General features: G+C 47.3%; 23 protein-coding genes and 2 rRNA genes (1 of these 25 cut by a window edge). 13 read left to right on the top strand and 12 right to left on the bottom strand.

Features of this window, described 5'->3' with window-relative positions; genetic code table 11:
* Nucleotides 1–58 precede the first annotated feature (58 nt).
* The 3 genes from GN278_17400 to GN278_17410 form a co-directional block, all read right to left on the bottom strand.
* Nucleotides 59–781 carry a hypothetical protein gene (locus GN278_17400; GenBank protein XAT62391.1) on the bottom strand — a complete coding sequence of 241 codons (723 nt, stop codon included), beginning with the start codon at nucleotides 779–781 and terminating at the stop codon, nucleotides 59–61.
* 251 nt (nucleotides 782–1,032) lie between these two features.
* On the bottom strand, nucleotides 1,033–1,653 hold the full coding sequence (locus GN278_17405) for a hypothetical protein (GenBank protein ID XAT62392.1): 621 nt from the start codon (nucleotides 1,651–1,653) through the stop codon (nucleotides 1,033–1,035).
* A gap of 42 nt (nucleotides 1,654–1,695) precedes the next feature.
* On the bottom strand, nucleotides 1,696–1,974 hold the full coding sequence (locus tag GN278_17410; protein ID XAT62393.1) for a hypothetical protein: 279 nt from the start codon (nucleotides 1,972–1,974) through the stop codon (nucleotides 1,696–1,698).
* A gap of 157 nt (nucleotides 1,975–2,131) precedes the next feature.
* Here GN278_17410 and GN278_17415 point away from each other — a divergent pair, with 157 nt between their 5' ends.
* The 6 genes from GN278_17415 to GN278_17440 all read left to right on the top strand — a co-directional run bounded on the left by GN278_17415 (nucleotide 2,132) and on the right by GN278_17440 (nucleotide 8,851).
* On the top strand, nucleotides 2,132–2,917 hold the full coding sequence (locus GN278_17415; protein XAT62394.1) for a methyltransferase domain-containing protein: 786 nt from the start codon (nucleotides 2,132–2,134) through the stop codon (nucleotides 2,915–2,917).
* A gap of 187 nt (nucleotides 2,918–3,104) precedes the next feature.
* Complete coding sequence (gene mutL, locus GN278_17420) at nucleotides 3,105–4,973, top strand: DNA mismatch repair endonuclease MutL (GenBank protein ID XAT62395.1); 1,869 nt, start codon at nucleotides 3,105–3,107, stop codon at nucleotides 4,971–4,973.
* Nucleotides 4,974–4,975: 2 nt separating this feature from the next.
* Nucleotides 4,976–6,115, top strand: a complete 1,140-nt coding sequence (rmuC, locus tag GN278_17425) for a DNA recombination protein RmuC (protein XAT62396.1) — start codon at nucleotides 4,976–4,978, stop codon at nucleotides 6,113–6,115.
* A gap of 234 nt (nucleotides 6,116–6,349) precedes the next feature.
* Entirely contained in the window at nucleotides 6,350–7,393 is a 1,044-nt protein-coding gene (locus GN278_17430; protein ID XAT62397.1) for a C4-dicarboxylate ABC transporter, read from the top strand.
* A 175-nt stretch (nucleotides 7,394–7,568) separates the two neighbouring features.
* On the top strand, nucleotides 7,569–8,378 hold the full coding sequence (locus GN278_17435) for an AAA family ATPase (GenBank protein XAT62398.1): 810 nt from the start codon (nucleotides 7,569–7,571) through the stop codon (nucleotides 8,376–8,378).
* Nucleotides 8,379–8,488: 110 nt separating this feature from the next.
* A complete protein-coding gene (locus GN278_17440) occupies nucleotides 8,489–8,851 on the top strand; it encodes a glyoxalase (GenBank protein ID XAT62399.1) in 363 nt (120 codons plus the stop codon).
* A 12-nt stretch (nucleotides 8,852–8,863) separates the two neighbouring features.
* Here GN278_17440 and GN278_17445 read toward each other — a convergent pair whose 3' ends face one another.
* The 7 genes from GN278_17445 to cysQ form a co-directional block, all read right to left on the bottom strand.
* Nucleotides 8,864–10,285: a nodulation protein NodH gene (locus tag GN278_17445; protein ID XAT62400.1), complete on the bottom strand. Its 1,422-nt coding sequence runs from the start codon at nucleotides 10,283–10,285 to the stop codon at nucleotides 8,864–8,866.
* 6 nt (nucleotides 10,286–10,291) lie between these two features.
* A complete protein-coding gene (locus GN278_17450; GenBank protein XAT62401.1) occupies nucleotides 10,292–11,989 on the bottom strand; it encodes a glycosyl transferase in 1,698 nt (565 codons plus the stop codon).
* Between the two features lie 7 nt (nucleotides 11,990–11,996).
* Nucleotides 11,997–13,013, bottom strand: a complete 1,017-nt coding sequence (locus tag GN278_17455; GenBank protein ID XAT62402.1) for a glycosyltransferase family 2 protein — start codon at nucleotides 13,011–13,013, stop codon at nucleotides 11,997–11,999.
* A gap of 103 nt (nucleotides 13,014–13,116) precedes the next feature.
* Nucleotides 13,117–14,154 carry a glycosyltransferase family 2 protein gene (locus tag GN278_17460; protein XAT62730.1) on the bottom strand — a complete coding sequence of 346 codons (1,038 nt, stop codon included), beginning with the start codon at nucleotides 14,152–14,154 and terminating at the stop codon, nucleotides 13,117–13,119.
* Nucleotides 14,155–14,194: 40 nt separating this feature from the next.
* Complete coding sequence (gene galE, locus GN278_17465; GenBank protein XAT62403.1) at nucleotides 14,195–15,178, bottom strand: UDP-glucose 4-epimerase GalE; 984 nt, start codon at nucleotides 15,176–15,178, stop codon at nucleotides 14,195–14,197.
* A 17-nt stretch (nucleotides 15,179–15,195) separates the two neighbouring features.
* On the bottom strand, nucleotides 15,196–16,089 hold the full coding sequence (locus GN278_17470) for an NTP transferase domain-containing protein (GenBank protein XAT62404.1): 894 nt from the start codon (nucleotides 16,087–16,089) through the stop codon (nucleotides 15,196–15,198).
* A 152-nt stretch (nucleotides 16,090–16,241) separates the two neighbouring features.
* Nucleotides 16,242–17,036 (bottom strand): 3'(2'),5'-bisphosphate nucleotidase CysQ, encoded by a 795-nt coding sequence (gene cysQ / locus GN278_17475; GenBank protein XAT62405.1) that lies wholly within the window; start codon nucleotides 17,034–17,036, stop codon nucleotides 16,242–16,244.
* 153 nt (nucleotides 17,037–17,189) lie between these two features.
* On the opposite strand from cysQ, the gene GN278_17480 reads away from it, so the two are divergent.
* From GN278_17480 to GN278_17510, 7 genes are all read left to right on the top strand, one after another.
* Nucleotides 17,190–18,011 (top strand): ABC transporter permease, encoded by an 822-nt coding sequence (locus tag GN278_17480; GenBank protein ID XAT62406.1) that lies wholly within the window; start codon nucleotides 17,190–17,192, stop codon nucleotides 18,009–18,011.
* A gap of 201 nt (nucleotides 18,012–18,212) precedes the next feature.
* Entirely contained in the window at nucleotides 18,213–20,123 is a 1,911-nt protein-coding gene (dnaK, locus tag GN278_17485; protein ID XAT62407.1) for a molecular chaperone DnaK, read from the top strand.
* Nucleotides 20,124–20,197: 74 nt separating this feature from the next.
* Entirely contained in the window at nucleotides 20,198–21,337 is a 1,140-nt protein-coding gene (gene dnaJ, locus GN278_17490; GenBank protein ID XAT62408.1) for a molecular chaperone DnaJ, read from the top strand.
* 64 nt (nucleotides 21,338–21,401) lie between these two features.
* Nucleotides 21,402–22,166 (top strand): DNA repair protein RadC, encoded by a 765-nt coding sequence (gene radC, locus GN278_17495; protein XAT62731.1) that lies wholly within the window; start codon nucleotides 21,402–21,404, stop codon nucleotides 22,164–22,166.
* A gap of 164 nt (nucleotides 22,167–22,330) precedes the next feature.
* Nucleotides 22,331–22,888 carry an ATP-dependent protease subunit HslV gene (gene hslV, locus GN278_17500; GenBank protein XAT62409.1) on the top strand — a complete coding sequence of 186 codons (558 nt, stop codon included), beginning with the start codon at nucleotides 22,331–22,333 and terminating at the stop codon, nucleotides 22,886–22,888.
* A complete protein-coding gene (gene hslU / locus GN278_17505; GenBank protein ID XAT62410.1) occupies nucleotides 22,885–24,192 on the top strand; it encodes an ATP-dependent protease ATPase subunit HslU in 1,308 nt (435 codons plus the stop codon). The genes hslV and hslU overlap by 4 nt, the downstream gene beginning before the upstream one ends.
* Before the next feature lie 111 nt (nucleotides 24,193–24,303).
* Nucleotides 24,304–25,077, top strand: coding sequence for a hypothetical protein (locus GN278_17510; protein XAT62411.1), 774 nt, complete (start codon nucleotides 24,304–24,306; stop codon nucleotides 25,075–25,077).
* Nucleotides 25,078–25,179: 102 nt separating this feature from the next.
* On the opposite strand, the gene rrf is transcribed toward GN278_17510, so the two are convergent.
* Nucleotides 25,180–25,294, bottom strand: a 5S ribosomal RNA gene (rrf, locus tag GN278_17515).
* Nucleotides 25,295–25,397: 103 nt separating this feature from the next.
* Nucleotides 25,398–26,974: ribosomal RNA gene (locus tag GN278_17520) — 23S ribosomal RNA — on the bottom strand (it continues 1,266 nt past the right edge of the window).

Below are 26,974 nucleotides of genomic sequence, written 5' to 3' on the forward strand. Positions count from 1 at the left end.
GGTTTTTCCACGCTTTCGCGCCGTTTTGGGCAAATTTAGTGGTGGTAAAGTCCCCTCCTTACAATTTTTTGATTTCGAACTCGTAAATTTTGAATGATTTGCAATCTTGTGTACTGATAAGCTCGATCTCTTCGGGATATATTTGCCCCTCATAGAGCCATCGATAGATTGCTCCATAGCCATTATTTAGAGCAAGCACGCGGTTTAAAGCTACGCGTTTGAACCGTTTTTGTTCTTGGTTAATGATGGTGTTAATATTCACCGTATTGCTTAGGACCGCGACATACACCGTGGCCCGTCTAAAATTCAAACTTAAAAACTTACGCCGTACTGTTTTGACATGCGCATATACGGGGGAATTCCATTTCCAAAAACTTGGCCAATGCATGCCTGGGATTGGAAGGCCCTGCCCCTTGGCATTCCATTCTCTATACAGTTCGGGCGCTTTCTTTTTGCCGATCAGCCAGTCTTCATACCCTTGGATAACAAAATCATCACAGTCTAGGGATTTGGAACTGTTCCTTATCGGCGCACCGGGCACCCGCCGCAATGCACGCTTAATTTCCGGCTGGCGCGGGGGCTTATTGCGGTCAATTCCACGTGCCCGTTCGATGGGCGCTGATCCATCGATTTGAACCCGAAACAAATTTTGAAAAAACGGTCCAAGATCATCCTGCGGATCACCCATAGCCTTGCCCTGCGATGCCAATAACATCAAAAACACAGCTACGACGGGCACCACAAAAGCAAAAGGAAAAGCAGTTAGTTTTGGTCTATTCATTCGATTGCACCCCTTTTGAAATGTGCTGTTGCGTTTGACGGCCCAGATAAAACTCTGGGCTGCCAGACCTCTCGTATTCACACTCTTCGTCCACATCATTCCATCTACCGCCACGATCTAGGCAGGCGTCTATCGAAATGTGATCACCGAATATTATCCAGCAAGAGACCAAAACAGCGAACAGCACTATAACTATCAAAAATGCGTTCTCCATATCGCTATATTTCTGCAATAGACGCCCAAATTATGGGTCATTTATGAACGCCCTCTGTCACAAGTTCTTGCCAGATGCGGACCGCATGTTTTTCCCAAAACGCTCTGACATCTTCCAAACTGCCGTCGACCGGAAAATCTTGATGATATAAAAGGCGGGCATATAAAATATCCGCAAAAGTTGCCGTTTTATATTTCTTATCATTGCGATAAAGGTCAGTTATTGATGGGATCGACAGCCACGTGGATTTTAAACCAATTGCAGCAAGAAGCGCTTTTTCCAAACAGTCGTCTATGCCATTTATGTTGACGTAAATTATGATTTTCCCGGCGCTTTTCCATGCCTTTTCTGACACATAACAAAATGGTGGATCGTTCTTTGTAACACCAAAGATCGACAGAATTGACCGCCCGCCTGTTTCATTTTTCCAGCGTTTGATTTCTTTCAGTCCAATTTCATCGGAATAATCTATGAATAAGGGCCGCATATTTGTGGTGGGACCAATCTTGAATATCAGGTCAGCATGATCAATATCGCTTGCAGGCTTTGTTGTAATACCAATTGCATTCACGGAATTGATCATCGCTGCCGATATGTTTTCCATATCACGATCTGAAACTGCAACACTGTTTAAGGATGGCTTTACATGAACGGGCATGACAGAAATTGTTTTTTCTTTGTATCGCCGGGCGCTGCGGGGTCAATCATTGAGGTATTCTCGACATTCAAAAAGGCTGGCTTCAAAGCCAATTCGCATATAAACTTCGTTGAGCAGCGAGGAATGATCTATGGGATCGCTCGGCGATCTTCTGGGTCCATCAATCAAAATGCCCTGATCATCAAAGCTAAAAAGGTCTGCTTGCAGCTCAACTGCATAGTCACTTACAGTGCCATCATTTTTAGCTATATCAGCCAGAGATGCGCTAGCAAAGAAGCCCAATATGAGAGATGCGCGCATAATTTTTGAACAATTTTTCATCTCATCCTCTGGCTAAATTAGAGTGATTAAAACGGCGCGCACTCTTTAAAATATATTTTTTCTTTGCAAAATACTCGCATAACGTGCAGCGTGCAATGGCATTCTATCACCCGCTTTGAACCCCGCGCTTTGCGAAAAAATCATTACAGGCCACCCGATGTCGATCACAGATACCAAGACCCAGTATAAAACCCCCAGCAATTTTAAATCCCGCGGCAATCTGCACGCCAAATATGCAAGCCAGAACTGGCAATTATGGCTGGCACAGCGCATCCATATTCCAGACCACAGTGATGTGCTTGATATCGGATGCGGCACCGGCGGGTTTTGGCGTGCGGCGGTTGATACCTATCCCGAAAGCCTATCGCTCACCCTGCTCGACAGCGCCGAGGCCATGCTGGATGAGGCGGTCAAAACCGTCACCTCGGCCGGGCATTACCGCGCGGTGCGCGGCGTGCTGGCCAATGCTATGCAGCTGCCGTTTGAGGGCGGTCGCTTTGATGCGCTGTGCGCCATGCATATGCTCTATCACCTGCCAGACCCGGCGCAGGCCCTGGGTGAAATGCGCCGCGTGCTGCGCCCCGGCGGATGCATCGCCATAACCACAAGCGGGCGGGACAACCTGCGCGCTTTGCATGCGCTTTCTGCGCAGGTCTTTGGCGGCGCAGGGGTGGATCCGGCCGCTGCAACCTTTGGACCCGCAGATGCCGAGGCGCTTCTGGCGGATGGGTTCAAAGACATTAAAACAGAGGTTTTGCGCGACCCTTATGCGGTGACAGATCACCGCGATCTGCTGCACTACCTGCGCTCTTTTCCGCCCGCAAGTGATGCCAGCGAGGATCAGCTTGCGCAGTTGGAAAAACTGATCTTAGATGAAATGAACGCCTCGGGTGGCATATTTCACCTGCGCACCCAAGCGGCGCTGATCACCGCCCGCGTCTAGCTCAGTGGGGCGCATTTTGCCGCCGCCGCGTTACAGCCGCCATACCGACGCGATACCGACATCGTTTTTTGGCCGCTTTTAGGTGGCCAACGACATGGCAAAGCGGCCTCTGCTGCAGCCGCAAGGCTGTAGTGTTAGGCAAATTTCACATGGTAGAATCGGAAAAGATTATGCTAGGTTTTGTGGTATGGTCACACTCAGCCCCAATATGGCGGAAAGTCCGGGCAAAATCCGCCAGCTCGATGACGCCGCAATAAACCGCATCGCCGCCGGCGAAGTGGTCGAAAGGCCGGCCTCTGCGATCAAAGAATTGGTGGAAAATGCCCTAGACGCCGGCGCCACAGACATCACCATAGACACCGCCGCCGCCGGCAAAACCCTGATCCGCGTGACCGACAATGGATGGGGCATTTCACCCGCTGACCTACCGCTTTCCTTGGCGCGTCATGCCACGTCCAAAATTGACGGATCAGACCTGTTGAATATCCACAGCTTTGGCTTTCGCGGCGAGGCACTTCCTTCACTGGGCGCTGTTGGCCGGTTGACTTTAACCAGCAAAACCAAAGGACAAGACGCGGCTCAGATCACCTGTGCTGGCAGTGTTATCTCAGACGTCAAACCTGCGGCTTTGAACCAAGGCACTGTGGTTGAGCTGCGCGATTTGTTTTATGCCACTCCGGCGCGATTAAAATTTCTACGCAGCGACCGCGCCGAAGCCCAAGCCATTAATGACATCATTAAACGCCTTGCGATGGCGCAGCCAACGATTGGATTTTGGCTACGTGATGTCGGCGGCGACACACCGAGAACCATATTTCGGGTCGCCCGCCAAAGTGGCGATATGTTTGACGCCTTACAAGGCCGCCTATCTCAGGTTTTAGGGCGTGATTTTGTGGCCAATGCCCTGACCATAGATGCAGAGCGGGATCAGCTAAAGCTGTCCGGCTTTGCAGCTCTGCCAACCTTTTCGCGCGGCGCGGCAGTGATGCAGCATCTTTTTGTCAACGGCCGGCCAGTTCGTGACAAACTGCTATACGGGGCTCTGCGCGGTGCATACTCAGATTTTCTATCACGCGATCGCCATCCGGCTGCTGTACTTTTCATCAATTGCGATCCGCATTTGGTGGATGTTAACGTACATCCCGCCAAGACCGAGGTTCGCTTTCGCGACCCTGGAACGGCGCGTGGATTAATCGTCTCAGCCCTGCGTCACGCTTTGGCCGAAGCTGGGCACCGCGCGTCGAGCACGGTCGCCGGGGCCGCTTTGGGGGCAATGCGGCCCGAAACAGATAAAAGGCCAATATATCAAATGGACCGGCCCAGCGCCCGATCCCTCTCCAATAGCTATCAAGCCCAAGCGCCACAATTTGCCGAAACGGCCGCAGTCTTTGCACGCATTTATGAGGATAAAACGCCGGCCCCTGAGGCAAACGGCCCCTCCCAGTCCCAAACCCAAACGGACCCAGCAGAAAATGACTTTCCCTTAGGGGCTGCACGGGGTCAGGTGCATGAAAATTATATCCTTTCCCAAACCACAGACGGTCTCGTGATTGTCGATCAACATGCAGCGCACGAGCGGCTGGTTTACGAAAAACTCAAAAAGCAAATGGCCGAAAACGGTGTGGCCGCGCAAGCACTCTTAATTCCAGAAATTATTGAACTTTCTGACACAGACTGCCAAAGGCTAATTGATTTTGCAGAGGCCTTGAAGCCATTGGGATTGGTTCTTGAGGCTTTTGGCCCCGGTGCTGTGGCCGTTCGAGAAACTCCTGCGATTTTGGGCAATGTGGATGTAAAAAGCTTGATTTTAGATATTCTTGATGAACTGACGGACAGCGGCACATCACAAGTCCTTAGTGATAAAGTAGAAGCGGTGCTCAGCCGCGTCGCCTGTCACGGATCAGTGCGCTCGGGCCGCCGAATGCGCGCCGAGGAAATGAATGCGCTGCTCCGCGAGATGGAGGCAACCCCGCATTCCGGTCAATGCAATCATGGTCGGCCAACGTATATTGAACTGAAACTGGCTGATATCGAACGGCTTTTCGGGCGTACATGACCATGGACATCGACTTTAGCAATCCTGTAATACAGTTGGCCTTTCTGGGCGCTGGCATTTTTATCATCCTGCTGCTTCTAATGGTGCGCGCCGCCACTAAGTCAGCTAAAGTTATCGCGCCTCTGGCGCGTCATATGTCGGACCTTGGCCAACGTGTGCAAGCCCTTGGAGATGGGCAGGAACGTTTGGCTGGCGGGCTTCATCATGTCTCAGAAGCTCAAGCCCAAGCGCAGGCTAATATGCTAAAGCTGATGGAACAAAGATTAGCGATGGTCCAACAGCAGATGAACGAAAACCTTCACGGAACAGCGCGGCGCACAGCACAGTCTTTAGGCGATCTTCAACAACGCTTGGCAACCATTGATAAAGCACAGGAAAACATCACGAAACTATCCGGTGATGTGCTTAGCCTGCAAGATATCCTGTCGAACAAACAAACCCGTGGTGCTTTTGGGGAAATTCAGCTGAATGATATCGTCTTAAATGCGCTGCCCAGCGACAGCTACACTTTACAAGCCACACTTTCTAATGGCCGCCGTGCGGACTGCCTAATCCATCTGCCCAATCCCCCGGGGCCAATTGTGATTGATAGCAAATTTCCCCTTGAAGGCTATGAAGCGCTGCGCAATGCATCCACGGACTGGGAGGTAAGCGAAGCAAGAAAAGCCCTGCGCACAGCAGTCAGAAAACACATTAGGGATATTTCTGAAAAATATATCCTAGAAGGCGAAACTGCCGATGGGGCGTTGATGTTTCTGCCTTCAGAAGCGGTCTATGCCGAATTGCACGCGAATTTTTCTGATGTGGTGCAAGAAGGTTTTGCTGCGCGGGTGTGGATTGTATCACCAACCACCTGCATGGCCACCTTAAATACAATGAGGGCCATATTAAAAGATGCCCGCATGCGTGAGCAGACCGGCGCAATTCGGCGCGAATTAGGGCTTCTATTTCAGGATGTTGAGCGCCTTGGAACCAGAGTTGAAAACCTTGATCGGCATTTTGGGCAAGCAGCAAAAGACCTGTCTGAGATAAAAATCAGTGCTGACAAAGCAGGACGACGGGCGCGGCGGCTGGACAATTTTGATTTTGAAGAACTGGCCAATACCAGTGATCCCTCGCCGATCCCCCTTGAAAAACCATAAGCCCAATTCGTGATACGCGTTGCTAAAAAGATGGCCAAGACCATTGCGGTTTAACCAGCCAACACCTGCAATAGTTCTTTTCAATGGAAAAAATTTCCTATCTGCACCCTGAAATATGGAATTTTCGTCCTCATGGGGTTTTGCGTAAAATTTTCACCTTGTATCAACTGGTCTCAAGGTTTAGGCCAACCCATTATCTTGCTCGACATATCAGGCATTGTCAGGAGACCAAAAATGTCATTTCTGAAAACCATTGTTGCCAGTACTCTTGCCTTCACAGCTTCACTCGCAACATTTTCTGTAACAGCTCAAGCACAAGAAGTGACACTGAGGTTTCAACATTTCGTTTCTCCACAATCGGCAAACCCTAAATACTTCATCGAACCGTGGGCGCGTAAAGTTGAAAAAGATAGCAAGGGACGGATTAAAGTTGAAATCTATCCGTTCATGCAGTTGGGCGGCGCCGCCAAGAACCAATATGATTTGGTACGCGATGGGGTACTAGATGGCGGATGGGTCATCCCCGGCTATCAACCCGGCCGCTTTCCCGAAGCCGAAGCCATGGAACTGCCCTTTATGGTCACAAAATCGGCAGAGGCTGCCAGCCGCGCAGCTTGGATATTCACCCAAAAACACCTTGCTGATGATTTTGCCGACGTCCACCTGATTGCGGCCCATATGCACGGACCCGGGATTGTACATAAAAAGGGCCCTTCGATTTCATCTGTCGCTGATTTCACCGGGCTTAAGTTGCGCGGGCCGTCCCGCCCTGCAACATTGCTGCTGGAAAAGCTTGGCGCGTATCCGCTTGGGATGCCTGTCCCTGCCTTCCCTGAAGCTCTGTCAAAGGGTGTTGTTGACGGCGGTGTTATCACTTGGGAAATGGCTCCATCGCTCAAATTGAACGACCTGACCGATAGCCATACTGATGTTGCTGGTAACAAATCGCTTTATAACCTTTATTTTATCTGGGCTATGAACCGCGATAGCTATGCCGCGCTGCCGGATGATCTGCGCGCTGTTATTGATGCCAACTCGGGGGCAGAAACATCGGCCTGGGCCGGCCGGGCACATGATATAGGCGACACCGAAGGCCGTGACTTAATGGCCGCATCCGGAAACCAGATTGCCACATTAGGTCAGGCTGAAACAGACGAGATCAAGGCCCTCGGCGACGCGGTCATTCAAGAATGGATTGCTGATGCCAATGCCAAAGGCCTGGATGGGCAGCTTTTGGTCGATGATGCCAGAAGCGCTGTGGCTGGAACCTTAAACTAACTCTGCGGCGGGTTGCTCAACAGCCACAGCGCAACTGGGCAAAACTTTTTAACTCTGTGCCACTTGTTTCAAACACCACTGTTTCATTAAAGTTGCATAATCATTTCTCTTCACCTTGACAGCACAAGGGCTTATAGGCTCTGTGAAAAGAGTTGCAGTTTGCAGGACGAAATAAATGGCCCATATAATTGTTGTAGGCAATGAAAAAGGCGGCGCTGGAAAATCTACCGTTTCCATGCATGTGGCAACCGCATTGGCCCGCATGGGCTTTCGGGTCGGCGCATTAGATCTGGACCTTAGACAACGTTCATTGGCCCGCTATTGCCTCAATCGTAGCACTCATATTTCTCAAGATGGGCTCGAATTGCCCGGTCCAACAAGCTATGAATTACCAGAAATTGACAAAGCCAGCGTGCCTGAAGACGAAAACATATTTGACCATAGGCTTTCCGCCGCAATTGCCCGGATGGAGCCACAAAGCGACTTTATTCTTATCGACTGTCCGGGCTCACACACGCGCTTAAGTCAGGTTGCGCATTCACTTGCTGATAGTCTGGTGACACCACTGAATGACAGTTTTGTTGATTTTGACCTGCTGGCACATATTAGCAGTGATGGTGAAACCATTGAGGGGCCTTCTGTATATTCCGAAATGGTTTGGAACGCGCGTCAGCTGCGCGCTCAGGCCGATCTGTCCCCAATTGATTGGGTTGTTTTACGCAACCGTGTTGGCGCACAGCAGATGGTCAATAAACAAAAAATGGAGCGCGCTTTGGAAAAGCTGTCCAATCGCATCGGGTTTCGAATTGCCCCGGGCTTCAATGAACGTGTCGTGTTTCGCGAACTGTTTCCCCGCGGCCTTACTTTGCTTGATCTCAAAGATGTAGGCGTCAAGCAACTCAATATCTCAAATATTGCCGCGCGGCAGGAATTGCGCGATCTGATCAAGGCCTTGAACCTGCCAGATGTAACGCTCAATTTTTAACTCTAGCGGATTGAAGCAGATCTACTGCTTAGCCCAAACCATCAGGCTTTTTCTTTGCAAAAATACTCCCGCCGGAGGCAGTCTAGGAATCCACTACTGACAGATTTTAAATGAAAATTGATCATATCCAATTGGCAATACCAGAAAATTCCGAACAACTTTGTCGTAGATTTTGGGCTACGATATTAGGCTTTGAAGAACTGGAAAAACCGGAAAACCTGCGTGCCCAAGGCGGTGCTTGGTTCCGGCATGGAAGTGTTGAAGTTCATCTTGGCGTCGAAAAAAAATTTCGCCCCGCAGAAAAAGCCCACCCTGCTTTTGCCGTGGCAGAGATCACCCTTTTGGCAAATACCCTAACGACCAATGATTACGATGTTTTTTGGGATACCTCAATTCCCACTAGACGCCGGTTTTTCACCAATGATCCGGCCGGCAATCGTATTGAATTTGTGGAAATTTTTCGCACTACGTGAATTTTAGTGTTCTTAGCGCCAAGTCTTAAATCCGAACATTGAATAATCCCGATGGTATATTTCTTTAACTGAGCCTTCGATATCGCTGTCATAGATTTCATCAAGCCAATTTAACTTCGGGTCATGCTCGGGCTCAAACCGGGGCGCTGTTTTGAGGGCGATCTGGTCGCACAAGCTTACAAGGCCTTGGGTTACCTGATCTTCTCTGATCACTTGATCGGGCAAACAAAACCCTGCAAAACCTGTTACAATGGCGCTTTGACTTGCCCAGTGGCTATCAATTCGGATGTTGGTTTGCAAATTTAGATTTGGCTTCAAGAACTGAAGAAATGTTTTGAATGCTGATTTGTGCATTTCGACTTTAAATTCTTCGTCCGGCGGCGGTAGAGTGAGTCCATAGTTTTTTTCCAGATGATGCTTGATGCCTGGATAACTGTGCTCGCTATCAGTAAGGATTTTATCACAAAACGCTTGATACGCCCGGGCAACCGGATGTCGCAGAACTGTAAAAGACCGATGGATCGAATGTTGATTTTTCCATTTTCGGAGAGTGTTTTGTGAAAAATTCTGCTGTAATTCATTTTGCTGCACGCTGTCCAGTTTTGCCATCCATTTCAGGATTGATGGCGTCGGCCCTGAGGGGATCGGCATGAACAATAAAGGCGCTTTTTTTGCAGCTATAAAATGGGGTACCGAGGGCCCTCGCTGCGGTTCGAAGTTTGGAGTATGCGTTAAGATAAACGGATCAAGTGTTGCCAATTCCGCGCGCATTTTTGGATAATTTTTAACTTTGGCCTTTAGAGGCTGAGGGTTTTGCGGTTTGAGTTTTCGACCTAGCCGATCAAGAGGCTTTTGTGACCCAATGTAACGGGCTAATCCATTGACAATATCCAACTCTGTCAAATCATCATAGGTGATGTAAAAACATGTCTGCCCAGATTTTTGTAGCTCTTGAAGAAGTAACTTTTGGAAGAGTTGCAAATTTTGCAACCGACCGGTGAATTCCTGTAGATTAAATTCAATACTTTGCTCTTTCCTTTTTGCCACGTTGGTCAATTTCCATTGATCTGTAGCCTGCGCTATTTTCCAGGACACATAGCTATCTAAGGGATTGCGGGTTAGAACAATTTTGGCACAATCCGGGTCTGGTAAAATAACCTTCAAAACTCTGGGGTCGTGGTCATGGAAAAAACGAAAGCCAACGGTTTCAGAGCTTTGATCACGGATCGCATAAAGCAACTGCATTGGATCACCGTCGCGCTCTTTTTGACTGATCCCCAAAAGATCAGTCCTGTTTGGATACCCAATAAAGCTTGGATTAAACGCCTCTCCAACGCATGAAATATCATCATAGGCGTTAAGATGGGTTTCAAGCAGATTAGATCCCGTTCGCATTTCAGCAAACACAACAAAATATTTGAATTTTTGTGCCATAATATATTACTTTTTTAAATACGGCTTAATTGCCGGCTTTTTTCTAGGTTCGGTATTCAAAGCGGAAATATTTCCAATCGCATAGGGGTGCATACCTTGATTTTGAAGCTCTCGCAGGAACGCATTGAAGCCTGTTAGGTCATGCATTTTGGGAAGGTTTATCAAAGGATCCTGTGCTGGCATACCAGTGGTTGATAAAGCCATCTGCAACGCCTCAGCGGGTGATGAAAGCAAATCCTCAAAAGTCCACAAATGGACCTGTGCTCTGGTCCATTTGTTTTTCAATTGCTCAATATACTTCATTTCGCGCTGTTGCAGCAGCGCTGCTTCTTGGCGTAATTGTGAAAATGGCTTTTCCGATCTGAACAGGGAAATAGCCCAAGCCCCACTGACCACCATAATCCGCGCATTGCTATCCAATGCGATAATATCGCCTAATTCTGGGGTATCTGCCGGGCCATATTGAAAACATTGATGTTCTCCTTGGGTGTTCCAGATTAAATTGGTCAAAAACGCTTTGACATTACGATCACGCAGCTTGGCGCTCGAACTTAACCCACCTTTGAAAACATCGCTTTGATTAGAAAAATAGGCACATTCAGGATCGAATAAATGCCCGTGAACGCGGGCTTTTGAATGCTCTTCAAACCAGCTTTCAAAATCAATGAATATCTCAGAAAACCCTTGAAAGACCGAATATTCGCTTGCAGTAACCTCTTGGACATAATCCGCATTTGGAAACCTGCTTTGCATATAAAGACCCGGGCGGCCTTTTGTGCTGCGTTCACGCGCGCGCACAAAATATCGCTTTACTTGCTCAGCATTTGGTAGCGAGTCTGAGGTTTTCTGGTCATTTTCGCTTAGAAAATGACTATACAGTCGATCAGCACTCGGCCAAATTTTGCGCGCAACAAAGCAATTTGAACGCCGCAGTAGCTGTAAATGATCATCGTAAAAGATGTGCGGTTTTCCCTGATGATCAAAGACTGATAAAGTCAAAGATTGACTTTGAATATTCTTGCTGTGGCGGCGAACCAGCGTTTGGAAATAGCTTTCATCAGGAATCCACACCCGTTTGAAATAGTAATCAAGATCAGATCTCTGGGGATCAGCCATGATAGCTTTCAAGGTCACAGATGAAAGACACCACCACTGCGAACCCATATGGGGCACAATTGAGTTTGGAATCTTTCGCTTGACGCCCAGAGCACGTTGAATTTTTACCGATAAATCAAACAATCGCCTTTGTTTTTTCCAGGAAAATGGAAATCTTAAAGTAAAACGCTCGGCATCAAGGCCCCCTTCCGTCCAAGAGACATCCGCCGTGGTTGCCGACTCAATGAAATCTACATCCGGTTGCCCAGCTAGGTAACTTTTTAAGTCTTGAACTGGCCGCAATGGAAGGCAAGAGCCCGAACATAAAAAAACATGATCTGTTTGGGGAAAGTCCTGAAACATAAGCTTGACCGAAGCGAGTGTGGCTGCAACCAAACCCCAGGTTCCCCATTCGCACTTGTGCCGTTTGGAAAACCGTATGAAAGAGTTTCCCGATAATCTGTCCTTTAGGGCCAAGATATCTTCATGTGCAATTCTTTGGTCAAGGTGCAAAACAACTGGGCAATTTGCTTTGGTCCAGAACTCGGAAACCTCAACCACCCTATCAAGCGATTGGTGAACCAAAATTATGATACCTAACGAGTGCATTGATATGCTATGCCCAATTCCCTTTGGAGATCAGCCCAAGTATTTCAAGCTGCCGCCAATTTGAATATTTTTCAGACCAGTTGGTCCACATCTCTTTATTGTCCTGCAAGGCATCATGGTATTTTTTATATTCATAACTCTGAGCATAGTGTTCATTGCGCTGAATTTCCAACTTTGCCTTTTCGGATAATTCTTCTAAGTCCACAAATTTTGTATGCAGCAAGACCCCGCACGCCTTTTCACCGCCATCCCGGTCATAGATGAGATTTAGACCACGCGGCAAAAGCATATGCGTCGACAAATCATAAGCATATCCTGTTTGCCATTTAATAAGGGGAATTTTATTTAACGCTGGTGCTTTCAAAGGGTCATTTTGAAAAAACTGACGGGCGCGGGGTCCACCCTGAATCCATAAGTTTTGCATCAACGGGTTATGCTCAAAAGTGTAATTTCCGGTGTCAAACCAACCCGACATATCCAGCGGGTTTTGCCCAGCACGATACGGTGTTTTTTCTAATTCGGCCTTTGGATACATATCTAAAAGCATCGCACCAAAAGCACGGGTACAAGATGTATCTAGCCAATCGGTCAAAGCACTGAGCGGTCGAGTATCACAGTATGGATAGACAAAAAGCTCGTCCGCATCCACTATTAAACACCAATGATTGTGCCCATATGATCTTAATAGCCATGTAATCCAATCCATTCCAAAACGGGATTTTCGGTAACTACCTTTGGTACTCCAAACGGAAACATCAGTTTGTTTTTTTAAATAGTCCGGTCCTTCATCACTGCTTCCATTGTCTACAATTAGAAAATGACCAACACCCAGATTACGATAATATTCAAGAAAATAAGGCAGCCGGATATATTCATCTTTTATCGTTGTGAAAAGTAATACATCTGATTTTTTGATAGCAGTTGTATGATCCAGTGAAAGCGCTAGCTCGCGCCGTTTCCGCAGCGCTCGAAGGTTTAAGCGCCTACGGCGCAAACGTAGCCGATAAGACTGTCCAAACTTCATAGCACGCACCAATTTGTAAATCTTATAACACAGCAAGGCTGTTCAATACATGAATTAACAAGTGCAAAAATACCAGCCTCTTCAAACGAAGAACTTTTATGCATCATACCCACCCTCCTTTGGACATCAGTCCCAAAGCTTCGAGTTGCCGCCAGCCTAAAAATCGTGTCGATGCTGTGCACCAAAGTTCTGGTTTGGAAATCACACGATTATAATAATCTTCATAAAGCGCGCTATTTTCAAAGTGCTCTTTTCGATGTCTCTCTTCTTCTGATTTTGTGACAATTTGAGGTAAGAATTTACTATGGAGCAAAATACCGCTGGGCGCTATACTGCCATCCTCTTGGTAGGTTTTATTGAGCTGTCTTGGTAAAGCTGAATGTGTAGAGCTCACATAGGTAAAGCGCCTGTTCCATTTGATCAAAGGCACTTTATTGAGCGTTGGCGATTTCTTCGGGTCTTTGGCAAAAAAACATCTTGCGCGCGCGCCGCCTTGAATCCAAAGGTTTTCCAAAATCGGCTTTTTTTGAATGGTATAATTACCGTGATCAAACCACTTTAGAATCTCAAAAGGGGACCTGACCTCGGGACTATTACCCTGCCCAATCCGGCCTTTGGGATACATATCAAGCATCATTGCGCCAAATGAACGGCGGCCGTTTTGCTCTAACCATTTTGTTAATGCTGGCAACGGACGAGTGGTCCAATTTGGATAGATTAGGATTTCATCTGCGTCGAGCGTCAGGCACCAATGGCCATGGCCGTATTTAATCATCAACCAAGTGAGCCAATCGATACCAAAGCGTGATAATTTATAACTATGCTCAGTACGCCAGATAGAAATATCTGGCTGTGCTTTGAGATACTCAAGTGTTCCATCAGAGCTGGCATTATCTACGACTATAAAATGACAAATACCCAACGCCCTATGATGGTTTAAAAAAAAGGGCAATCTTTGTAATTCATTTCTGACGGTAACGAATAACAAAATATCATTATCTTTTATAGAACCCGTCTGGTTGAGAATAGGGTTCAATTGATAGCTTTTTCGCCAAGCTCGAAACAGAAAACGTCGTCTTTTGATGCGTAATTTATATGCGGTCCAACCATCAAGACCAGATTGCAATAAACGTTTAATCATATGGGTAAGAGGTGGAAACGTGAACCGCGCCAAATGCGTTTTACTTGACATAATCAACCTTTTGATCCCAGCGCCAAGCATCGGTAATCATTTGTTTTAGATTTGACCGATGCGGCGTCCACCCTAATTCCTGTGCAGCGCGCTTTGATCCAGAAACGAGTTTTTGACAATCTCCGGGGCGCCTGTCACCGTTTTTTATCGGAATGTTGTGATTGGTAATACGCGAGGCCTGATCAATAACTTCACGTACGGAATATCCCTGACCAGTTCCAAGGTTAAAAATTTGATTACTTTTGCCTTGATTTAACCACTCAAGTCCAAGGATATGAGCGTCAACGAGATCACTTACATGAACATAATCACGAATGCATGTGCCATCTTTTGTATCATAATCCGTTCCATATACAGTCAACATATCACGCTTGCCCGAGAGCGTTTCCAAAATCAAAGGTATCAAATGTGTTTCCGGATGGTGACATTCGCCAATATCGGCATCCAGATCCGCGCCAGCAACATTGAAGTAGCGAAAAATCACGTATCGCAAATCACTTGAAGACGAAAAGTTTTTGAGCATTTCTTCGATTGTGCGTTTCGAAGCCCCATATGCATTAATCGGATGCTGAGCGCAGGTCTCGTCAAGGACCACATTGTCTTGTTCGCCGTATGTTGCGCATGTGGATGAAAATACAAACTTGTCACATTTATGGGCGACGGCAGCTTCGATCAAATTAAGCGACCCCTGCACATTATTGCGCCAATACATGCCTGGCTCTTTCATACTTTGCCCGACCTGACTAAGGGCTGCAAAGTGCATCACGGCCTTTGGATTGAATTTCGTGAAAACTGCATCTAATGCAGTTGGGTCCAATAAATCCCCTTGAAAGAACGGACCAAACTTTACTGCATCTTTCCAGCCTGTAGAAAGATTATCAAAGGTGACCGGTACATATCCTAGGCGCTTTAGTGCTTTACAGGCATGCGAGCCAATATAACCGGCGCCTCCCGTGACCAAAATATGTGTCAATTTTTGCCCCCAGCGCGTTATTGAGCAGCCTTGTTTGTAACAAGTGTCTCATGCAAATAATCAGTGAGTTCGGCATTTAAATCGCTGCGCGCAAGTGCAAAAGATATTGTTGCTTGGAGAAAACCAGCTTTCGAACCACAATCAAAACGGCGGCCATCAAAGCGAAATCCGTTTACAGGGCGCCCCTCTTTGATCTCTTGGGCAATCGCATCTGTAAGCTGTATTTCTCCGCCAGAGCCTACTTTAAGATTACCAATATTTTCCATAACAGATGGCGTCAAAAGATACCGCCCAATGACTGCTAAATTAGAAGGCTCAGTTCCAGCTAATGGCTTTTCCACCATTTTCTTGACCGGCAATAAGTGACCAAACTGCTTTTCCACATCCAAAATACCAAAGGATGATGTTTGATGACTTGGTACTTCCATCGCAGCAACCATGCTGCCACCGGTTTCCTGATACGCTTCTATCATTTGCTGCAAACACGGTTTTTCCGCGGCAATGACATCATCGGGCAAAATAACTGCAAAAGGCTCATTCCCGATTAATTTGCGGGCGCACCAAACTGCATGCCCCAAACCCAACGCGCTGTGTTGACGAATATAGGCGATTGATCCGCTATCCATATTGGTGGTTTCAAGGGTTTGTAAAAGCTCATTTTTGCCCTTTTCCCTTAATATAGCTTCAAGCTGTGGAGCATGATCAAAATAATCCTCTAGGGCGCTCTTGCCCCGGGCTGTTACGAAAATAAACTCGGTAATACCGGCGGCTCTTGCTTCGTCAATTGCATATTGAATCAGGGGACGGTCAACGAGCGTTAGTATTTCTTTTGGAATTGACTTCGTGGCCGGTAAAAACCGAGTGCCAAGCCCTGCCACCGGAAATATTGCTTTTGTGATTTTTGTATGCATTTTAAAATTACCCCATAGTATATTTCTGTACCCTAGGGGATATGTGTGAATTAAAAAAGGTAGAAATGTGGCCAATTTTGGGAAACTATGCCCGTTCAGTCATCAATACAAATGGCAAAAAATGTCACTGAGCAGCCATGACGGTGACTATTTTATTTTTTTAAATTTACGCCCTTTACCAGGGCTATAAAATACGGATTCTCATACTTAGACTTGCCATACTCTAGAGGCGCATGCGTATCAAATCGAACCACTGCACCACCAGCTGCATTTAGAATCGCATGACCTGCAGCTGTATCCCACTCCATAGTTCTACCCAACCGTGGGTAAAAATCGGCCTCACCAGCCGCAAGCAAGCAGAACTTTAAAGATGATCCAGCACTGGTTGATTTTGCCACTGAATATTTAGATATATAGTCATCTGTATTTTTATCACGATGTGATTTTGAGGCTACGACGATCAACGATTCATTGTTAGGGTGTTTGACTGAAATGGGTAGAAGCTGCCCCTTTGTTTTTTCTTCAAAAAATCCTTTTTCCTCTAACGGCTGTCCTGTGGCATCAGTGTAAAAAAGCCGTTCTATGGCCGGGGCGTAAACAATTCCACGGGTTGGAACGCCTTCCTCAATTAAAGCAATATTCACAGTGAACTCAGAGGTTTTTTTGATAAATTCTTTGGTACCATCCAAGGGATCGACGATCAAAAATGTTTTGTGCTGCTCCTCTTGCGAGCTTGCCTGCTCCTCCGTCACAATGGGGAGATCAGGAAACGCCAATTTCAAACCAGCAAAAATTATCTGATCTGCAGCTTTGTCGGCTAAGGTGACCGGGCTGTCGTCAGCTTTTGTTTCAAATGAGAGGTGATCTGCATTATAAATATCCATGATCACTTTGCCCGATCTCAAGGAGAGGTCACGCAAAACGCGCGTTAATTTTTCGTAATCCAATGTAAATAACTTTCTGCTATTTTTGGCCCTACTTGACTTTCCCACTTGAAAGTATGCTATTATAGAACATTATTTTTTTGCTTATGCTACTTAATTCACTTTTCAGCAAGGTATTCTGGGTCACATTTCCCATCGGTTATTTAGGTGCTTTTAATGTTTAGAACATATAAATCTCAAAGCTCAGCTGGCTTTGCTTTGAATATATCGTTGCAGATTTTTCATGCCACCGTGCGCAGCATCAGACAAAAACATCGTTCACCAATAGTGGGCTTAATGTCGGAAATGATGCAATCTGCCATGTTGGTCGGTGTCTTTCTAATTTTTTTCCAAGTTCTTGGGCTTAGGGGTTCGGCGCTTCGCGGCGATTTTGTGATTTATATCATGAGTGGAATTTTCCTTTTCATGACCCATAATAAGGCTGTCGGAGCCGTTGCAGGTGCAGAAGGCCCAACCTCTCCAATGATGCAACACGCGCCTATGAACACCGCAATTGCGATCAGCTCAGCAGCTTTGGGCTCTCTTTACTTGCAGACATTATCCATGCTGGTAATTCTATTAATCTACTACGTCGTATTTACACCTTTTGTGATTGATGATCCAGTTGGCGCGTTTTCGATGTTCCTCTTGGCCTGGTTCACTGGCTGTGCTGTTGGGCTTTTAATGTTTGCCATAAAGCCTTGGGCCCCTACGTTCACAACCGTTCTAAGGACCCTCTATCAAAGAGCAAATATGATCGCCTCGGGTAAAATGTTTGTAGCGAACACATTGCCCAGTTTTATGTTGGCGATGTTTGATTGGAACCCGCTATTTCACACAATCGACCAAGCGCGTGGCTTTGCATTTATCAATTACAACCCCCACAACAGTTCGATCATTTATCCAATTAATGTCGGAATTGCTCTTATGGCTCTGGGTCTTATTGGTGAATATTACACGCGAAAAAGGGCATCTTCGAGCTGGGGTGCGAAGAACTAGCCCAAAACTTTCCAAAATGACTGGTAATTTTGCTAAATTTTACCTCTCAAAAGTCTAGCAAAGGTTGCAGGCACCCAACAGCCTGACTATATACACGCAACGCAGATCATGCGCATGAACTAAATTGCTGATTTTGCGACACAAGCGCCAAAAAGGGTTTGTGTCGCGTGTTATTGCCTGAACCTAAGAGGGATAGAAAATATGGCCAAAGTTATCGGTATTGACCTTGGAACCACAAACAGCTGTATCGCGATCATGGACGGATCGCAGCCTCGTGTCATCGAAAACTCTGAAGGCACGCGGACAACCCCGTCAATTGTTGCCTTTACAGATGATGAACGCCTTGTAGGCCAGCCCGCAAAACGGCAGGCTGTAACAAACCCTGATAATACTATTTTCGGTGTTAAGCGATTAATCGGTCGCCGCGATGACGACGCTGATCTTGCCAAAGATAAGAAAAACCTGCCCTTTGAAGTGGTCGATGGCGGGAATGGGGACGCATGGGTTGAAGCAAAAGGCGAAAAATATAGCCCAAGCCAAATTTCAGCGTTCATATTGCAAAAAATGAAAGAAACCGCCGAAAGCTATCTTGGCGAAGAAGTCACGCAAGCAGTGATCACCGTTCCAGCGTATTTCAATGACGCTCAGCGTCAGGCAACAAAAGACTCTGGTAAAATTGCTGGCCTTGAAGTGCTACGCATTATCAATGAACCAACTGCAGCCGCGCTCGCCTATGGATTGGATAAAAAAGAAACAAAAACCATAGCGGTTTATGATCTTGGCGGCGGGACTTTTGATGTTACCATCCTGGAAATCGACGATGGACTGTTTGAAGTTAAATCCACCAATGGAGATACCTTTCTGGGCGGTGAAGATTTTGACATGCGGATTGTCAATTACCTTGCAGAAGAGTTTAAAAAAGAAAACGGCGTCGATCTGAAAAAGGACAAGATGGCCTTGCAGCGGCTTAAAGAAGCTGCCGAAAAAGCCAAAATCGAATTGTCTTCATCCAATCAAACCGAAATCAACCAACCATTTATTTCAATGGACGGCTCAACCGGCCAACCGTTGCACATGGTTATGAAAATGACCCGAGCCAAACTAGAAAGCTTGGTCAATGACCTCATCAAAGCCTCGATGAAACCCTGCCAAGCAGCGTTGAAAGATGCCGCTCTGAGCACTGACGATATTGATGAGATCGTCTTGGTTGGTGGCATGACACGTATGCCCAAAGTGATCGAAGAAGTAACCAAGTTCTTCGGTAAAGAGCCACATAAAGGGGTCAACCCGGATGAAGTTGTTGCGATGGGCGCCGCCATTCAGGCCGGCGTTTTGCAAGGCGATGTTAAAGATGTGGTTTTGCTTGATGTGACACCATTGTCATTGGGCATTGAAACTTTGGGAGGCGTCTTTACACGACTGATCGACCGTAACACCACAATCCCGACCAAAAAGTCACAGATCTTTTCGACTGCAGAAGATAATCAAAGCGCAGTGACTATCCGGGTCTTCCAAGGTGAGCGGGAAATGGCCACGGACAATAAAATTCTTGGTCAATTCAATTTAGAAAATATCCCACCAGCGCCGCGCGGAATGCCGCAGATTGAAGTTGCCTTTGATATTGATGCAAACGGTATTGTTTCTGTGTCAGCCAAGGACAAAGGCACTGGCAAAGAGCAAACCATCACAATCCAAGCATCTGGCGGTTTATCAGATGATGATATTGATCAAATGGTGCGCGACGCAGAAGAAAACGCAGAATCAGACAAAGAGCGTCGTGAATTGATTGAAGCTAAAAATCAGGCTGAAAGCTTGATCCATTCGACCGAAAAATCAATGGAAGAACATGCCGATAAAGTGGATCCAACAACTATAGAAGCCATTGAACTGGCTATTGTGGCACTGAAGGACGAACTCGAAACCGAAAATGCTTCTAAAATCAAATCTGGGATTCAAAATGTTACGGAAGCTGCGATGAAACTTGGCGAGGCGATCTACAAGGCTGGCCAAAGTGAAGCAGATGACGAACCAATGGCAGCCGATGCTGAAGGTATGGATGATGATATCGTTGATGCCGACTTTGAAGACTTGGACGACGGAAAACGGCAATAACTTCTGTAGTTATACCTAATAAGCCGGCCCAGAACCAATGGGCCGGTTTCTGCGTTTATTGAGGAACTTGATCGATGTCAAAACGTGACTATTACGAGGTATTAGGCCTATCAAAGGGCGCCTCGGCGGATGAGATCAAAAAAGGTTACCGTGCCAAAGCTAAAGAGTTGCACCCAGACCGAAATTCTGACAATCCCAACGCAGAAACCATGTTTAAAGAAGTCAACGAAGCCTACGATGTGCTCAAAGATGCAGATCGCAAGGCAGCTTATGACCGCTATGGCCACGCCGCATTTGAAGGTGGTATGGGTGGTGGTGGCCGCCCCGGTGGCGGGCCGGGCGATTTTTCAAGTGCCTTTTCAGATGTGTTTGATGATCTATTCGGAGACTTTATGGGCGGCGGTCGTGGGAACAGCAGAAATCGCGCATCCCGCGGCTCTGATCTGCGATATAATCTGCAAGTCACGCTAGAAGACGCCTATTCCGGCCTTCAAAAGTCGATCAATATTCCCACCTCTGTAGAGTGCGGGTCTTGTAATGGCACAGGCGCAGAAGGCGGATCGGAACCGACCACTTGCCCAACCTGCTCTGGGATGGGAAAAGTGCGCGCGACTCAAGGTTTTTTCACTGTCGAAAGAACCTGCCCAACCTGTTCAGGCATTGGGCAAATGATTAAAAACCCCTGCAAAAAATGTGGCGGCCAAGGTCGGGCGGAAAAAGACCGCGCGTTGAGCGTAAATATACCAGCAGGTGTTGAAACAGGCACGCGTATACGTCTTTCGGGCGAAGGTGAGGCCGGGCTGCGCGGCGGACCCTCAGGCGATCTTTATATTTTTATTGAAGTTCGGGAACACGGTATTTTTCAACGCGAGGGGGGCAATCTATTCTGCCGTGTGCCTGTCTCGATGACATCGGCTGCTTTAGGTGGTGATATTGAAGTGCCCACAATTGACGGTGGGCGCAGTCGGGTAAAAATCCCATCGGGCAGCCAATCAGGACGACAAATGCGGCTCCGAAATAAAGGGATGCCTTCGATCAAATCATCACAAATCGGGGATATGTTTATCGAACTTGCGATTGAAACTCCGGTCAACCTGACATCGCGGCAAAAGGAACTTCTGCGCGAATTTGAAGCAATGTCCGAGGACAATAACCCGGAAAGCAAAAGCTTTTTTTCGACCGTTCGCTCTTTTTGGGATACGATGAAAGGCTAATCTTACTGCAAAGCAGGTTGGCACTGTTAACCCTGCATTAATGCACATCACCGAAAAAGAAATGATGGAGCATGAAAGCGATGCAGACGAAGCCGAATTACCACTATTTTTGCAAGGTGAAATGTCGCCTTTTCTAAAAGGCGGCGCTAAACTTCCCTCCTATATAAAAGGTCATCGCAAACGCCTTCGGCATCGTTTTATGGATGGTGGGGCTTCGGCTGTACCTGATTATGAATTGCTTGAGTTGGTTTTATTTCGCGCCATTCCGCGCCGTGACGTTAAGCCATTGGCGCGTGCTTTGTTGGATCAATTTGCAGATTTCAATGGGGTTCTTTCCGCTCCTTTTGATCGCTTGAGTACAGTGCCAGGGGTTTCGTCAGCCGTTTTTGAGGAACTTAAAATAGTAGAAGCTGCTGCGCACCGGTTGGCCAAGGCAAAAATCATTGGGCAGCCGGTTTTATCGTGCTGGGACGCGTTGCTTTCCTATTGCCAAACAACACTCGCCCATAGGTCTATTGAGGAATTTCGTGTGCTTTTTTTAGATCGCAAGAACAACCTTATTGCCGATGAAAAGCAAGGCAGCGGCACAGTAGACCATGTTCCAGTTTATCCTAGGGAAATCATTAAACAGGCCTTGCAGCTGAATGCGTCAGCTTTAATTCTTGTGCACAATCATCCCTCTGGCGACCCCACACCCTCGTCTGAAGATATCAAGATGACCGATGAAATTGTGACAGCATCAGCTATATTGGGGCTTACTGTTCATGATCACCTGGTGATTGGAAAATCTTCCGAATTTAGTTTTCGGTCAGAGGGGCTATTACCCTAAAGACCATTGGCAAACCTGACTAAGTCAGCAAAGTCGTTAATTTGCGCTATTGAACTGGATATGGTTATGGATAGGCTGCATCCACTAAATTGACTTTTCCCCAGTGAAAGCCTTGCGCCCGAAGCCCATAACTTCCATATACAATTGAATTATAGGAGATATCTATGGCGGACGATACCTTTCCCGGATGGCATGGAACTACGATTATTGGCGTTAAAAAAGGTGCCAAAGTTGTGATCGCGGGTGATGGGCAAGTATCCCTTGGCCAAACAGTGATTAAAGGAACTGCCCGTAAAGTGCGCAAGCTTTCGCCCGGTGGGTATGAGGTTATTGCCGGTTTTGCTGGCTCAACAGCTGATGCCTTTACACTTCTTGAACGGCTTGAAGCAAAGCTAGAAGCAACACCCGGACAACTGGCCCGTGCGTCTGTGGATTTGGCCAAAGACTGGCGCACAGATAAGTACCTTCAAAAACTCGAAGCCATGTTGATTGTTACTGATGGCACTCAGCTCATGGTTATTACAGGAGCTGGAGATGTGCTTGAGCCCGAACATGATGTGGCGGCAATAGGGTCGGGTGGAAATTACGCATTGGCAGCGGCTCGCGCGATGATGGAAAGTGATAAAGATGCAGAAACGATTGCGCGCGAAGCCATGGCCATAGCAGCAGACATTTGTGTGTACACGAATGGCAAGTTAACGGTTGAGGAATTGTCACAATGACTGATTTGACCCCAAGGGAGATTGTGTCCGAGCTAGATCGCTTTATCATTGGTCAAAAAGACGCAAAACGAGCGGTTGCTGTGGCTCTTCGATCACGCTGGCGGCGCAAACAACTGGATGTGAATCTTCGAGATGAGGTTTTTCCAAAAAATATCTTGATGATCGGCCCAACAGGCGTTGGCAAAACGGAAATCAGTCGTCGGCTGGCAAAGCTCGCCAGAGCACCATTTATCAAGGTTGAGGCCACAAAATTTACAGAAGTGGGATACGTTGGGCGCGATGTTGAACAAATCATTCGTGATTTGGTAGACAGTGCGATCGCCATGATCCGCGAGCAAATGCGCGAGGATGTCCGCGTAAAAGCCGCCCGTGCAGCAGAAGACCGCGTCATTGAGGCAATAGCTGGGACAGATGCACGCGAGTCAACACGCGAGATGTTTCGGAAAAAATTACGTGCTGGTGATTTGGACAGCCATGAAATTGAGCTTGAGGTCTCCGATACCAGCAACCCGATGTCAATGCTTGATATTCCCGGTCAACCGGGTAGCCAAATGGGCATGATGAATTTAGGTGATATTTTTGGCAAAGCCTTTGGGCAACGCACGAGAAAACGCAAGATGCTTGTTTCTCAAAGCCATGACGTTTTGGTAGGCGAAGAAGCCGATAAATTGCTTGATGATGAAGCCGTCACCCGGCTCGCGCTTGAGGCGGTTGAACAAAACGGTATCGTGTTTCTTGATGAAATTGACAAAGTGTGTGCACGCAGCGATGCGCGGGGCGCGGAAGTTAGTCGCGAAGGTGTTCAACGTGATCTATTGCCACTTATTGAAGGCACAACCGTCAGTACCAAACATGGGTCTGTAAAAACTGACCATATCCTGTTCATCGCCTCTGGGGCTTTTCATGTTGCCAAACCTTCAGATTTGCTGCCTGAACTGCAAGGGCGTTTACCAATCCGCGTTGAGCTACGGGCTTTAACCGAAGCTGACTTTGTTCGTATTTTAACAGAAACAGACAATGCGCTTACACTGCAATACACTGCGTTAATGGCCACCGAGGGTGTAGAAGTGACCTTCGTTCAAAACGGCATCTCAGCACTTGCGAAAATAGCAGCGCAGGTTAATCATTCTGTGGAAAACATTGGCGCGCGCCGGCTTTACACAGTACTAGAACGCGTGTTTGAAGAGCTGTCTTTTGCAGCACCAGACAAACCTGGTGAAAAAATTACGGTTGATGCAGGTTTTGTTGAAGCCCATATTGGCGATCTTACCAAGAATATGGATCTTAGCCGTTACGTTTTATAATTAATTGTCTTTTGGTTTTTTTTATATAAAATAGAGATAAGCTCATGCCAAAATACATTCTCTAATTTTTCCAGTTTATGTTTTTTGATTTAAGAGGTTTTGTTATATACCATGGAAATTTCAATTAATTACATACGCCCAGAGGGCGATCCACGCAGTGGTCCGGCCAAAATTGGTTGGCTATTTGATAAACCGCTTTCCTCGATTGTCTATTTTCCGCCAGAGCGATTGCGATCAGCCGACGTCAATCGATCTCATGCAAAATCTGCATCACGCTGCCCAGCGATAATAGGACTAGAACATCGATATGTTATGGTACGCTGTCCTTTTGATCTTCACCTTGGATTTGATCGCGATAAAAATGGAAAACCCCTCCTAAAAAATCTGTTGGGCGATAAAACTCCAGTCCGACGCTCTAAGCTAAATAATTTACTGACTGTCGTTGCAGAAAGTGAATGGAGGTATGCAGATCGTCCGATCATTCAACTTAGCCTTCCCTATCTTTTCATCGCTGATGAGCCTGTGTTCATATCCCAAGTATCACCTTTTTTACATTATCAAGACTCTGATCCTCTTCCGGGGACGATTTTTGGGGGTCGTTTTCCAATAGATATCTGGCCACGGCCGTTAATGTGGGCTTTTGAGTGGCACAACACAGATAAACCGATCCGATTAAAACGCGGCCAACCGCTTTTTTACTGTCAGTTTGAGCTAGATAACCCCGAACGCAGTTTTCAAGTTGTTGAGGCTGAACGAACACCAGAGCTTGAAAACTATCTTTTGCAAATTTCGGCTGCAGTTAACTACGTTAATCAGACGTTTAGTTTATTCAAGGCGGCTCGTGAGGTTCGTCCTAAGACTTTGCTCACGCCGTTAAAGCGGTGACTAGTTTAGGTCAGCCTGCTGTTAGAGCCGAGTGATTTGGTATGTCTTGATATATTTGATTGATCATTTAAGAGAGATATTTTTTTCATGGGTCTTTATTAGGTTTGGCGGTGACTTACTCTCCCACGCCTTAAGACGCAGTACCATCAGCGCAACGGCACTTAACGGCCGGGTTCGGAATGGAGCCGGGTGTTTTGCTCGTGCTATGGCCACCAAACCGAATAAAGATCCATGATATCAAAGTGTTGTCCAAGTCAGGTAATATTTATGGGTTGGTATGCTTTATTGACCGTAAAATCAGTATTTTAGTCTGACTGTTACTGGATCAAATCAAGCCTATCGGGCCATTAGTACCGGTCAACTGAACGCATTGCTGCGCTTACATCTCCGGCCTATCGACGTGGTGGTCTACCACGGCCCTCAGGGATACCTTGTTTTGAGGGGGGCTTCCCGCTTAGATGCCTTCAGCGGTTATCCTGTCCGATCATAGCTACCCTGCACTGCTGCTGGCGCAACAACAGGTCCACCAGTGGATCGTTCACCCCGGTCCTCTCGTACTAGGGGCAACTCCTCTCAAGTATCCTACACCCACGGCAGATAGGGACCGAACTGTCTCACGACGTTCTAAACCCAGCTCACGTACCTCTTTAAACGGCGAACAGCCGTACCCTTGGGACCTGCTCCAGCCCCAGGATGAGATGAGCCGACATCGAGGTGCCAAACACTGCCGTCGATATGGACTCTTGGGCAGTATCAGCCTGTTATCCCCGGCGTACCTTTTATCCGTTGAGCGATGGCCCTTCCACTCGGGACCACCGGATCACTATGGCCGTCTTTCGACTCTGCTCGACTTGTCAGTCTCGCAGTCAGGCTGGCTTCTGCCATTGCACTCAACGAGCGATTTCCGACCGCTCTGAGCCAACCTTCGCGCGCCTCCGTTACTCTTTAGGAGGCGACCGCCCCAGTCAAACTACCCGCCACGCAGGGTCCCGGATCCGGATAACGGACCGCGGTTAGACATCAAAAGTGCGAAGGGTGGTATCTCAAGGGTGGCTCCACAGAAACTAGCGTTCCTGCTTCAAAGCCCACCACCTATCCTGCACATCACAATTCTGATGCCAGTGCGAAGCTGTAGTAAAGGTGCACGGGGTCTTTCCGTCTAACCGCGGGAAGCCTGCATCTTGACAGGCAATTCAATTTCGCTGAGTCTACGTTGGAGACAGCGGGGAAGTCGTTACGCCATTCGTGCAGGTCGGAACTTACCCGACAAGGAATTTCGCTACCTTAGGACCGTTATAGTTACGGCCGCCGTTTACCTGGGCTTCAATTCGGAGCTCTCACCCCTCCTTTTAACCTTCAGGCACCGGGCAGGCGTCAGACCCTATACGTCGTCTTGCGACTTCGCAGAGCCCTGTGTTTTTAGTAAACAGTCGCCACCCCCTGGTTTGTGCCCCCAGCCAATACTTGCGTAGAAACTGGGCCTCCTTCTCGCGAACTTACGGAGGTATTTTGCCGAGTTCCTTCAACGTAGTTCTCTCAAGCGCCTTGGTATGCTCTACCAGTCCACCTGTGTCGGTTTAGGGTACGATCTCATGGAGGGCTATTTCCAGGGACTGATCAGCGGCCTGCCCAATCCGATAAGGGCAAACAACCTTCACAATCCGTCACTTCCTCCTGGCCCAGGAATATTAACCTGGTTCCCATCGCCTACGCCTTTCGGCCTCGGCTTAGGGGTCGGCTTACCCTGCTCAGATTAGCTTTAAGCAGGAACCCTTGGACTTTCGGCGAGAGTGTCTCTCACACTCTTTGTCGCTACTCATGTCATCATTCTCACTAGTGATCTCTCCACCGGATGCCTTACAGCCCGGCTTCACAGAAAATACCTTATCCTCCAAGG

Source organism: Rhodobacteraceae bacterium Araon29, from assembly GCA_039640505.1.
Classification (GTDB): domain Bacteria; phylum Pseudomonadota; class Alphaproteobacteria; order Rhodobacterales; family Rhodobacteraceae; genus CABZJG01.

What these genes read in the sequence shown, in the direction of transcription:
- GN278_17445 (XAT62400.1), bottom strand. Translation starts at nt 10,285, where the DNA reads ATGGCACAAAAATTCAAATATTTTGTTGTGTTTGCTGAAATGCGAACG.
- GN278_17510 (XAT62411.1), top strand. Translation starts at nt 24,304, where the DNA reads ATGGAAATTTCAATTAATTACATACGCCCAGAGGGCGATCCACGCAGT.
- GN278_17415 (XAT62394.1), top strand. Translation starts at nt 2,132, where the DNA reads ATGTCGATCACAGATACCAAGACCCAGTATAAAACCCCCAGCAATTTT.
- GN278_17400 (XAT62391.1), bottom strand. Translation starts at nt 781, where the DNA reads ATGAATAGACCAAAACTAACTGCTTTTCCTTTTGCTTTTGTGGTGCCC.
- GN278_17460 (XAT62730.1), bottom strand. Translation starts at nt 14,154, where the DNA reads ATGATTAAACGTTTATTGCAATCTGGTCTTGATGGTTGGACCGCATAT.
- dnaK (XAT62407.1), top strand. Translation starts at nt 18,213, where the DNA reads ATGGCCAAAGTTATCGGTATTGACCTTGGAACCACAAACAGCTGTATC.
- GN278_17470 (XAT62404.1), bottom strand. Translation starts at nt 16,089, where the DNA reads ATGCATACAAAAATCACAAAAGCAATATTTCCGGTGGCAGGGCTTGGC.
- GN278_17405 (XAT62392.1), bottom strand. Translation starts at nt 1,653, where the DNA reads ATGCCCGTTCATGTAAAGCCATCCTTAAACAGTGTTGCAGTTTCAGAT.
- GN278_17455 (XAT62402.1), bottom strand. Translation starts at nt 13,013, where the DNA reads ATGAAGTTTGGACAGTCTTATCGGCTACGTTTGCGCCGTAGGCGCTTA.
- rmuC (XAT62396.1), top strand. Translation starts at nt 4,976, where the DNA reads ATGGACATCGACTTTAGCAATCCTGTAATACAGTTGGCCTTTCTGGGC.
- GN278_17435 (XAT62398.1), top strand. Translation starts at nt 7,569, where the DNA reads ATGGCCCATATAATTGTTGTAGGCAATGAAAAAGGCGGCGCTGGAAAA.
- GN278_17480 (XAT62406.1), top strand. Translation starts at nt 17,190, where the DNA reads ATGTTTAGAACATATAAATCTCAAAGCTCAGCTGGCTTTGCTTTGAAT.
- hslV (XAT62409.1), top strand. Translation starts at nt 22,331, where the DNA reads ATGGCGGACGATACCTTTCCCGGATGGCATGGAACTACGATTATTGGC.
- dnaJ (XAT62408.1), top strand. Translation starts at nt 20,198, where the DNA reads ATGTCAAAACGTGACTATTACGAGGTATTAGGCCTATCAAAGGGCGCC.
- GN278_17440 (XAT62399.1), top strand. Translation starts at nt 8,489, where the DNA reads ATGAAAATTGATCATATCCAATTGGCAATACCAGAAAATTCCGAACAA.
- hslU (XAT62410.1), top strand. Translation starts at nt 22,885, where the DNA reads ATGACTGATTTGACCCCAAGGGAGATTGTGTCCGAGCTAGATCGCTTT.
- GN278_17410 (XAT62393.1), bottom strand. Translation starts at nt 1,974, where the DNA reads ATGAAAAATTGTTCAAAAATTATGCGCGCATCTCTCATATTGGGCTTC.
- GN278_17430 (XAT62397.1), top strand. Translation starts at nt 6,350, where the DNA reads ATGTCATTTCTGAAAACCATTGTTGCCAGTACTCTTGCCTTCACAGCT.
- mutL (XAT62395.1), top strand. Translation starts at nt 3,105, where the DNA reads ATGGTCACACTCAGCCCCAATATGGCGGAAAGTCCGGGCAAAATCCGC.
- radC (XAT62731.1), top strand. Translation starts at nt 21,402, where the DNA reads ATGGAGCATGAAAGCGATGCAGACGAAGCCGAATTACCACTATTTTTG.
- GN278_17450 (XAT62401.1), bottom strand. Translation starts at nt 11,989, where the DNA reads ATGCACTCGTTAGGTATCATAATTTTGGTTCACCAATCGCTTGATAGG.